Below are 9742 nucleotides of genomic sequence, written 5' to 3'. Positions count from 1 at the left end.
ACAACCGTGGTGGTGGCTTCAACCGCGATGACCGTGGCGGCCGTTCTTTCGAGCGTCGTGACGACAACCGTGGTGGCGGCTTCAACCGTGACGACCGTGGCGGCCGTTCTTTCGAGCGCCGTGACGAGCGGGGCGGCCACCGGGGCAGCGACCGCCCCTTCAACCGTGACCGCCAGGGCGACCGTCCCGCGGGCGGCGGCTTCCGCTCGGGCCACGACCGCCCGACCGGCCGTCGCGACGACCACCGCGCCACGGGTGCCGGTTCGTTCCGCCGCGACGAGAAGCCGCGCTGGAAGCGCAACGGCTGACGCCTGACGACGAAGTGACCTGATGTGGCCCCCACCCGGACCGGGTGGGGGCCACATCGTCGTTTCCGGGGGGCGACCCCTACGGAAACGCGGTCCCCCTCCTCGGTGATCGTTCTGTAGGATCAGCCGACTTCTGTGGAGGATGCGCGGCTGGGGGCCAGGCCGACGCCTGGGACGGCAGGCGCTCTTCCACTGTTCCGGGAGGGAACCCTTTGCTTCGTCATGCCTTCGTCCGTCGTCCGCGAGCGAGACGTGCCGCTGTCGCCGCGGCCGCTTCCGCGCTGCTCGCGGGCGCCGCGATCCCCTTGCTGCCGACGTCCGCGTCCGCGGTGGGATCCGCTCAGGAGACGGTGGTTCCGCCCGCGTACCGCTCGTCGTACACGGCGGCGACGCTGGTCAATCCCGACACCGCCGCGGGCGGCGACGCCGCGGGCGTCCTGGGCGTCTTCCACCGACTCGAGGGCCACCCCGGAGTGGTGTGGACGCGTTACGCGGACGGCAGGTCCTTCGACGCCCCGTCGACCGACGGCGCCCTGGTCAGCCTCGGGACGGGCAGCGACGTCCTCGCCTACCGCTACGACGACGGCCACGTGGACCTGTGGAACGCCGTCGACGGCACGACCACCACGCTCCACGTGCCCGCCGGGCAGACGCTGTACAACGTCTTCGGCGCCTTGGCCGTCAGCTATGAGGACGTCACGGCCGAGGACGGCACGACCAGCCGGCTCAAGCACCTGCTCACCGCCAGGCCCGACGGGACCACACGCGATGTGCCCGTCGGTGAGGTGCCCTCGGGCATGGTCCTCGGGGGGCCCGTGCGCGGTGACGCGGCGGGGCTCGTGTTCTTCGCCAGAGTGGACGGCGCCGCCACGCTGGTCGACGTCGACCCGGAGACCGGCCGGATCCGGGCCCGGACGGCGACCCTGCCCACCTCGACCGGGTCCACGTACACCAAGCTCTCCCCTGAACACCTCGTCGTGTTCGGCGGCGTCGAGAGCACGAAGGCGTACGTGTACTCCCGCTCCGACCTGTCGGCGGCACCCGTCGAGGTCACGCTCGACAGCACCGGCTCCCGTGCCGCGGACGACCTCGCGGTGGTCGGCGACTGGCTCGTCCACCGTCCGGGAAGCGGCGCGAAGGTGACGGCCGTTCCGATGGCGGGCGGAGAGCCGGTGACCCTGTTCACCGCCTCCAACTCGGGTGTCTCCGCCGCCCCGGACGGCAGCGCGGTCGTCATCGGCCGCACCGGTGCCGACGACTGGGGGGTCCAGCGGATCAGCGCGGGCGACGACGGCAGGCCCACGGTCCGGATGGCCAAGGCCCTGCCCAGGCCGCCCTACAAGGTCCAGGGGCTGTCCCTGGACCAGGGCCGGCTCTTGGTGGCCGACGAGAGCTCGGGCGGGTACCGGGACGACTACGTGCGCACCGTCGCCGCGACCGGAACGCCCACGTTCGGTGAGCGCAGCTCGTACGACGGGACCGTGCTGAAGCTCTACGGCTGCGCGGCGACGGACGTCGGCTGTTCCCAGCTCCACGCCACGGCGGACAACCGGGCCGTCTGGCTGGCGAAGGACACGGCGACCTCCGACCGCCTGCGGGTCAACGGGCCGACGACGTACGGCCTCTGGGAGCGTGAGGTTCCCGCCGGGGGCCGCGTCACCGATGTCTCCGGCCGGTACCTGATCCACACGAGCGCGACCACGCAGACCGTCATGAAAATCGGCGGAGGCGCCCCGGACCTCACCCGTGCCCCCGGTGCCGCCGCTCTCTCCGGTGACGTCCTCTGGACGGCCGGATCGACGCCCGGCACCCTCACCGCGTACGACCTCACCGCGAAGAAGACCGTCGAGACCCTCACCACCGACGCGGGCTGCGCCCCCACCGAACTGCAGGCCCTGGGCCGCTGGATCTACTGGACCTGTGACGGCAGGGCCGGTGTCTTCGACCGCACGGCGAAGAAGTCCGTCGCCGTGCCCGCCGGCGAGGCGAAGCTCGGCGACGGATACGTCGTCACCCACGACAAGGCGGCCGGGAAGCTGACGCTCACGACGGTCGCGGGCGGCAGCGCCGAGAGCCGGGTGATCGGCGACCTGCCCGACACCGGGGTCTCGCAGCGGGACGTGCGCTGGACGGTCGACGAGTCCGGCGCGAACGCCGCCTACGTGGACGACCAGGAGCGCGTGCACCTCGTACCGTCCGGGGTGGCCCAGCAGCCGCTGCGGCTGCTGGCGCCCGCCGAGAACGTGCCGTCCGTCCGCCCGCACACGATCGACACCGTCCCGGACACCCTGACCACCCTGCTGCTGTCGAAGCCGGCCGCGAACTGGACGGTGACCGCGCGCAACCGCGCCACCGGCAAGACCTACCAGGACAACCGCGACGACGGTCCCGCGCGCGGTGAAGTGAACGTCGGCTGGTTCGGCGACGACCCGGCGCTCCCCGGCGACGCCTTCGCTCCGGACGGCTCCTACGACTGGACCGTCACCGTCACCCCCGCGGACGGCGTCGGCGCCCCGCTCCAGGTGCGCGGCACGGTCCGGCTGAAGGGCGGCAGCCCGGTGCGCCACGACCACGTCGGGTCCGAGGGGGACCCGGACGGCACCGGCGACCTGCTCACCCTCAACTCCTCGGGCGGACTGACCTTCCAGCAGGGCGACGGGAAGGGCGCGTTCGCCGGGAAGGTCACCGGAACCGGCTGGTCCACCAAGACGGTCGCGGTGCCGTTCGGCGATCTGAACGGCGACCGCTGCAACGACGTCCTGGTGCGGATGAGCGACGGGTCCCTGCGCGGATACCGGCCCGCGTGCGGCACGGCGCCGACCCCGTCGACCGCGTACAAGGCGCTCGGCACCGGCTGGAACGCGTACGACGTCCTGACCTCGCCCGGCGACCTGACCGGTGACGGGCGTCCGGACCTGCTCGCGCGGAAGGCCTCGACCGCCGACATCCATCTGTTCGCCGCGAAGAGCGACGGAACTCTGGCCGCGGGCAAGAAGATCCGTACGGCGTGGACGGGATACACGAAGATCGTCGGCGCGGGGGACCTGAACGGCGACGGGATCGGCGACGTCCTGGCACGGGACAAGGCGGGCACGCTGTACCGCTACGCCGGCACCGGGACCGGTCTGCTGAAGGACCGGGTGAAGGTCTTCTCCGGCTGGGGCGGCTCCTACAACGCGATCGTGGGGGTCGGCGACATCACCGGAGACGGGAAGAACGACCTGGTCGAGCGCGACAGCTCGGGGAACGTCTACCGCAACGCCGGTACGGGAACCGGCTCGTTCGGCCCGCGCGTGAAGATCGTCGGCGGCTGGCAGGGCTACAAGGGCCTTTTCTAGCCACATTTCCCATCGGCGCAGCGCATGTCGTGCACCCGGCGAGGGAATCGCTGGGTGCATGACAGATGACGCCAGAGCGACTGGGCTGTCGGACGAAGAGCGGCTGGCCCAGCTCGGCTACACGCAGGTTCTCGCTCGCCGCATGTCGGCGTTCTCCAACTACGCGGTTTCCTTCACGATCATCTCGGTCCTGTCGGGCTGCCTGACGCTGTATCAGTTCGGCATGAACACCGGCGGTCCCGCCGTCATCACCTGGGGCTGGGTCGCGGTCGGGCTGATGACCCTGTTCGTCGGGCTCGCCATGGCCGAGATCTGTTCGGCCTATCCGACGTCCGCCGGGCTGTACTTCTGGGCCCACCGGCTCGCCCCGGAACGCAGCAGGGCCGCCTGGGCGTGGTTCACGGGCTGGTTCAACGTCCTCGGCCAGGTCGCGGTGACCGCCGGCATCGACTTCGGCGCGGCGCTGTTCCTCGGCGCCTACCTGAACCTCCAGTTCGACTTCGAGGTGACGCCGGGCCGCACGATCCTGCTGTTCACCGCGATCCTGATCCTGCACGGTCTCCTCAACACCTTCGGCGTGGGGATCGTCGCCCTGCTCAACAGCATCAGCGTGTGGTGGCACGTCGTCGGCGTCGCCGTCATCGTGGGCGCGCTGACCTTCGCGCCGGACCACCACCAGTCGGCGGACTTCGTGTTCACGAAGTTCGTCAACAACACCGGCTGGGGCAGCGGGGTCTACGTCGTCCTGATCGGACTGCTCATGGCCCAGTACACGTTCACCGGGTACGACGCCTCCGCCCATATGACGGAGGAGACCCACGACGCCTCCACGGCCGGGCCGAAGGGCATCGTGCGCTCCATCTGGACCTCGTGGATCGCCGGCTTCGTCCTGCTCCTCGGCTTCACCTTCGCCATCCAGTCCTACGACAAGGAGCTGGGCTCGGCGACCGGCGCGCCGCCGGCGCAGATCCTGCTGGACGCGCTGGGCGCGACGGCCGGCAAGCTCCTGCTGCTCGTCGTGATCGGCGCGCAGCTCTTCTGCGGCATGGCGTCCGTGACGGCCAACAGCCGTATGATCTACGCCTTTTCGCGGGACGGCGCGCTGCCGTTCTCCTCGGTGTGGCACACGGTGCACCCGCGCACGCGGACGCCTGTGGCGGCGGTGTGGCTGGCCGCGGGAGGCGCCCTCCTGCTCGGCCTGCCGTACCTGATCAACTACGCGGCCTACGCGGCCGTGACGTCGATCGCGGTGATCGGCCTCTACGTCGCGTACGTCATCCCGACGCTGCTGCGGGTGCGCAAGGGGGACGCCTTCGAGCGCGGGCCCTGGCATCTGGGCCGCTGGTCCCGGCCGGTGGGAGTGGTCGCGGTCGGCTGGGTGGCCGTCATCACGGTCCTGTTCATGCTGCCCCAGGTCTCCCCGGTCACCTGGGAGACCTTCAACTACGCCCCAGTCGCCGTGCTCGTCGTCCTGGGCTTCGCCGCGGCCTGGTGGCTGGCCTCGGCCCGTCACTGGTTCCTCAACCCCGAGCACCAGCGCACGATCGCCCGTGAGGCCGCCCGCAAGGGTGCACCCGAACCGGTCGATCCCTGACCTTGCGGGCCTCCGGCGTGGCCGGGTCACCGATACCCGATCGGAGTCCCGGCCACGTCCCGCTATGCTCGGGGATGCATCGGCGCGGGCCGGTGCGTCGTGCCGGTGCTTTCCGGTGCGGGGACCCTTAGCTCAATTGGCAGAGCAGTGGACTTTTAATCCATTGGTTGTGGGTTCGAGTCCCACAGGGTCTACGGAAAGAGCCCCCGGTTCAGAGGTGATCTGAGCCGGGGGCTCGCTTCGTCTCGCGAGGTGCCGGACGGCTCCCGGAGCCGAGTCCCGGGGTGTCAGCCGGCGGAGAGCCCCGCGCGCTCCGTGAGTTCCGGCAGCGGCAGGGTGTGCTGGGTCTGGAGGACCTTGGCGCGCAGGTAGCGGACGTTGTGGGCGGTGGTGAAGACGCCCGTGGGGACGCGGTGGGAGACCGTGATGCCCAGATCGCGGAGCTGTTCGGCCTTGTCCGGGTTGTTGGACAGCAGGTCGAGGGAGCCGATGCCGAGGGCCCGGAGCATCTGGGCGGCCGCCGTGTAGTCGCGGTCGTCCTCGGGCAGGCCGAGGGCCGCGTTGGCGGCGTAGGTGTCGAGGCCCTGGTCCTGGAGGGCGTACGCGTCGAGCTTGTTGTAGAGGCCGATGCCGCGGCCCTCCTGGCGCAGGTACAGCAGGACGCCGCCGCGGTCCGCGATCTGCTCCACCGCCTCGCGCAACTGGGGTCCGCAGTCGCAGCGGGCCGAGCCGAACACGTCGCCGGTCAGGCACTCGGAGTGCAGCCGCACCAGCGGGTTCGCGCCGGGCTCGCCGAGGACGACGGCCAGGTGTTCCTTGCCGTCGTCGAGGCCGTGGAAGGTGACGAGTTCGGCGTCGACGGAGTAGCCGTCGCCGAAGCGCAGGGGTACGCGGACGCGGGTGCGCACGGTGGCGGTGGGGTGGTCGCGCATGGTGTCTCTCCGTCCGGCGGGTCCGTACGGGTTCTGCTTCAGATTTGAAGCACAACCTCGGGACAGACCCTACATCTGCTTAAAACTTCAAGCAACGGGGTTCGTGTCTCCGTCGGGTGTCCCGCGTGTCCTGTGTCTCCTACGCGTCCTGCGTGCCCTGTGAGGAGCAGGAACGCCGCCGCCACGGCAGATCTTCCCCGGGGGCCCCGGGATCCCCGCTCTGGATGGCCCGGGTGATGGTTCCGCAGATCTCCTCCAGCTGACCCACCTGTTCCGGGGTCAGATGGTCGAAGACCGCCGTCCGTACCGTCTCGACGTGCGCGGGTGCCACCCGCTCCAGGAGGGTCATGCCCTCGTCCGTGAGGACGGCCATGTGCCCGCGCTTGTCGGTGGGGCAGCCCTCGCGGCGTACCGTGCCGTCCTTCTCCAGCCGCGCCACCGCGTACGTCAGCCGGCTGCGGGTGATCTTCAGGGCCTCGGCGAGGTCGGTCATCCGCAGCCGCCGGTCCGGAGCCTCGGACAGCCGGGACAGGATGGAGTAGTAAAGGTGGGGCATCCCCGCCTCCGCCTGCAACCGGCGGTCGATGGCGTCCGCCAGGAGGGAGGTCGCGGAGATGTACGAGCGCCAGGCGCGCTGTTCTGCGGCGGAGAGCCAGCGGGTCGTCATGAGACCAGTCTAGGTATTGTTTAAAACTTGAACCACTGCGCCCGGATTCCTGTGCGCGTGCGACCGGAGGAAGCGTCCCGATGCCCCGTCCCTACGTCCTGCTGTCCGCCGCCGTCTCCCTCGACGGCTTCCTGGACGACACCGGCCCCGACCGGCTGCTGCTCTCGGGACCGGCCGACTTCGACCGGGTCGACGAGGTGCGGGCGTCCAGCGACGCGATCCTGGTGGGCGCCGGCACGCTGCGCACGGACAACCCGCGGCTCCTGGTCAACTCCGCCGAACGGCGGGCCGCCCGGGTCGCCGGCGGCCGTCCCGAGTACCCGCTGAAGGTCACCGTCAGCGGTTCCGGAGCGCTCGACCCGCGGGCGCAGTTCTGGCACACGGGCGGCGCGAAGGTCGTCTACACCACGGACGAGGGCGCGCCGCGCGCGGCCGCCGCGCTCGACGGGCTCGTCGGCGTCGACGTCGTCCCGACCGGCCCCGCACTGGACTGGCGGGTGCTGCTGGAACACCTTCACGACGTACGGGGGGTGCGCCGCCTCATGGTCGAAGGGGGCGGCAAGGTCCACACCCAGCTCGTGCGCGAGCAGCTCGCCGACGAACTGCAGCTCGCCGTCGCCCCCCTCTTCGTAGGGCAGCCGGACGCGCCGCGGCTGTTCGGGACCGGGGCGTACCCGCCGGGCCGGATGCGGCTGGTGGAGACCCGGCCCGTCGGCGACGTCGTCCTCATCCGGTACGTCCCCACCGCGCCCGGCACCGGCTCGCTCGCCTCCGCCGCCGACCGCCGATGGCTGGAGCTCGCCTGCGAGCTGGCGGAACTGTGCCCGCCCTCCAAGACGGCGTTCAGCGTGGGCGCCGTGGTGGTCGCCGCCGACGGCACCGAGCTGGCCCGCGGCCACTCCCGCGAGGGCGGGGACCCCGTCGTGCACGCCGAGGAGGCCGCCCTCGCCAAGATCGACCCGGCCGATCCCCGGCTGGCCGGCGCCACCGTCTACAGCAGCCTGGAACCGTGCGCCCACCGGGCCTCCCGGCCCGCCCCCTGTGCCCGGCTCATCCTCGACGCCGGTGTGCGGCGGGTCGTCACCGCCTGGCGCGAGCCCGACACCTTCGTCACGGACGCCGACGGGAACGGGCTCCTCGCCGCCGCGGGCGCCGAGGTCGTCGTCCTGCCCGAGTGCGCGGACCGCGCCGAGGCCCCCAACCGGCATCTGGCGGGCCGGTAGGGAGCCCCTCCCGCGCCGCGCGAGGGGCTGGTTTAAACGGGTGTGCTTCGGGTCCCGCGGATGGCGTACACTGGTCTTAACGACGCGGGGTGGAGCAGCTCGGTAGCTCGCTGGGCTCATAACCCAGAGGTCGCAGGTTCAAATCCTGTCCCCGCTACTGAAGGCCAAGGGCCGGAACTCGGATTCACGAGTTCCGGCCCTTGGTGTTTCGTCCTTCTCTCTTTCTCGGTCTTCGTCCCGCCGAATTCCCCGTCCGGTTCCGTTCCGGCCGGCGGAGCCTTGCTCCCCCGGTCGGGCCACAGGGGTCGCCCGCCGCCCCCGCACCGGTTCTTCTGGACGGGTGGGGCAGCCAGGAGGTGAGCGGCGGACCGGACAGTTCCATGACCGGGCCGGCCGGCCCTCCCGCGGCGCCCACGAGCCCGGGGGCGTCCCCTCGCCCGGTCCGGCGGGAGCCGACCCACGCCGGATCGTGTGGACACGCTCCTTCGTCCGGGCCCTGCCCGTCCTGCTCGTCGCCGCCGGGATCGTCTACGACTACTTCACCCCGTCGGAATTCACCGCGACCCCCCTGTTCGCGGCCGCGCCCCTGGTCGCCGCGCCCCTCTTCTCGCTGCGCGGGACCGTTCTCGCCGGCGTCCTCGCCGTGGGCGCGGTGCTCGTGACGCACTGTGTGCTCGACATCGTCCTCCAGGTCGACGCGGTCACCGAGGTGGTCACCGTCGCGATGGCCGCCGTCCTCGCCGTCCTCATCAACAGCGTCGTCCGGCGCGGCGACGAGCGGCTCGCCTCCGTCCGGGAGATCGCCGAGTTCGCGCAGCGCGCCGTGCTGCCCGAACCCGAGGCGCTGATCGCCGGTCTCGAGGTGGCGGCCCGGTACGAGGCGGCGCAGGAGGACGCGTTCATCGGCGGGGACCTGTACGCCGTACAGGACTCCCCGTACGGCGTGCGGCTGATCGTCGGGGACGTACGCGGCAAGGGGATGACCGCGGTGGCCACCGTCGCGACGGTGGTCGGTGCGTTCGGTGAGGCGGCCGAGCGGGAGACGGCCCTGGAGGGCGTCGCGGAGCGCCTGGAGCGGGCGCTGACGCGGGCGGGCACCCGGCGCGACAGCGTCGACGCGGTCGAGGGTTTCACGACCGCCGTCCTCGCCGAGATCCCGCCGGGCGAGGACGTCGTACGCGTCGTCAACCGCGGCCATCCGCCGCCCCTGCTGCTGCATGCCGACGGCACGCTCCGCACCCTCTCCGCCGAGTCCTTCGCGCTGCCCCTGGGGATGAGTGAACTGGGGAGCCTGCCCGCCCCGACGCTGCGGGAGGGGTTTCCGCGCGGGGCGACGCTGCTCCTGCACACCGACGGACTGTCCGAGGCCCGCGACGCGCGGGGGAGGTTCTTCGATCCGGCCGCCTGGCTGGCCGGACGGGTCTTTCCCGGTCCCGACGCGCTGCTGACCGCCCTCTTCGACGCGGCCCGCGAGCACACGGGCGGCCCGCTGACGGACGACTTGGCGCTGCTCGCCGTCCGGCGTCACGAACAGTGACGGGACTGTCTCCCTCCGCATAACGACTGACATACCGTCAGGGAAATCCGTGCAAGCGGCACGCGGTCAACTCGCCCGTTTTTCATCGTTCATGACCCCAAAGTCCTGGCCAAGAGGCGTTAATGATCAGTCGGAACGGCTTG

Annotated in this window: 6 protein-coding genes, 2 tRNA genes and 1 pseudogene; 7 read left to right on the top strand and 2 right to left on the bottom strand. The window is 71.5% G+C overall.

From position 1 onward, the window contains the following. The 4 genes and pseudogenes from ACZ4TO_RS22790 to ACZ4TO_RS22775 all read left to right on the top strand — a co-directional run. Nucleotides 1-308: pseudogene (locus ACZ4TO_RS22790) on the top strand (DEAD/DEAH box helicase); the annotation flags it as partial. 212 nt (nucleotides 309-520) lie between these two features. Beyond that, the gene (locus ACZ4TO_RS22785) at nucleotides 521-3646 is read left to right on the top strand and encodes an FG-GAP repeat domain-containing protein (RefSeq protein WP_468025078.1); all 3126 of its coding nucleotides are present in this window, start codon (nucleotides 521-523) and stop codon (nucleotides 3644-3646) included. Between the two features lie 58 nt (nucleotides 3647-3704). Then, the gene (locus tag ACZ4TO_RS22780; protein WP_468025077.1) at nucleotides 3705-5240 is read left to right on the top strand and encodes an amino acid permease; all 1536 of its coding nucleotides are present in this window, start codon (nucleotides 3705-3707) and stop codon (nucleotides 5238-5240) included. A gap of 121 nt (nucleotides 5241-5361) precedes the next feature. Next, nucleotides 5362-5434: transfer RNA gene (locus tag ACZ4TO_RS22775), tRNA-Lys, on the top strand. Between the two features lie 93 nt (nucleotides 5435-5527). On the opposite strand, the gene ACZ4TO_RS22770 is transcribed toward ACZ4TO_RS22775, so the two are convergent. Both ACZ4TO_RS22770 and ACZ4TO_RS22765 read right to left on the bottom strand, forming a co-directional pair. After that, nucleotides 5528-6172, bottom strand: a complete 645-nt coding sequence (locus ACZ4TO_RS22770; protein ID WP_382782844.1) for a GTP cyclohydrolase II — start codon at nucleotides 6170-6172, stop codon at nucleotides 5528-5530. Between the two features lie 139 nt (nucleotides 6173-6311). Beyond that, nucleotides 6312-6839, bottom strand: coding sequence for a MarR family winged helix-turn-helix transcriptional regulator (locus ACZ4TO_RS22765; RefSeq protein ID WP_382782841.1), 528 nt, complete (start codon nucleotides 6837-6839; stop codon nucleotides 6312-6314). An 80-nt stretch (nucleotides 6840-6919) separates the two neighbouring features. Here ACZ4TO_RS22765 and ACZ4TO_RS22760 point away from each other — a divergent pair, with 80 nt between their 5' ends. The 3 genes from ACZ4TO_RS22760 to ACZ4TO_RS22750 all read left to right on the top strand — a co-directional run bounded on the left by ACZ4TO_RS22760 (nucleotide 6920) and on the right by ACZ4TO_RS22750 (nucleotide 9599). Continuing rightward, entirely contained in the window at nucleotides 6920-8062 is a 1143-nt protein-coding gene (locus tag ACZ4TO_RS22760) for a dihydrofolate reductase family protein (protein ID WP_468025076.1), read from the top strand. Between the two features lie 83 nt (nucleotides 8063-8145). Beyond that, a tRNA-Met gene (locus ACZ4TO_RS22755) sits at nucleotides 8146-8219 on the top strand. A 183-nt stretch (nucleotides 8220-8402) separates the two neighbouring features. Then, nucleotides 8403-9599: a PP2C family protein-serine/threonine phosphatase gene (locus tag ACZ4TO_RS22750; RefSeq protein ID WP_385043018.1), complete on the top strand. Its 1197-nt coding sequence runs from the start codon at nucleotides 8403-8405 to the stop codon at nucleotides 9597-9599. The last annotated feature ends 143 nt before the right edge of the window (nucleotides 9600-9742 follow it).

The organism is Streptomyces sp. NPDC028298, assembly GCF_055565895.1.
This window is presented reverse-complemented; position numbering and strand designations above follow the sequence as displayed.

Bases quoted from the DNA above. Each gene is read 5' to 3' on its own strand.
- ACZ4TO_RS22760 (WP_468025076.1), top strand. From the start codon at position 6,920: ATGCCCCGTCCCTACGTCCTGCTGTCCGCCGCCGTCTCCCTCGACGGC.
- ACZ4TO_RS22765 (WP_382782841.1), bottom strand. From the start codon at position 6,839: ATGACGACCCGCTGGCTCTCCGCCGCAGAACAGCGCGCCTGGCGCTCG.
- ACZ4TO_RS22780 (WP_468025077.1), top strand. From the start codon at position 3,705: ATGACAGATGACGCCAGAGCGACTGGGCTGTCGGACGAAGAGCGGCTG.
- ACZ4TO_RS22770 (WP_382782844.1), bottom strand. From the start codon at position 6,172: ATGCGCGACCACCCCACCGCCACCGTGCGCACCCGCGTCCGCGTACCC.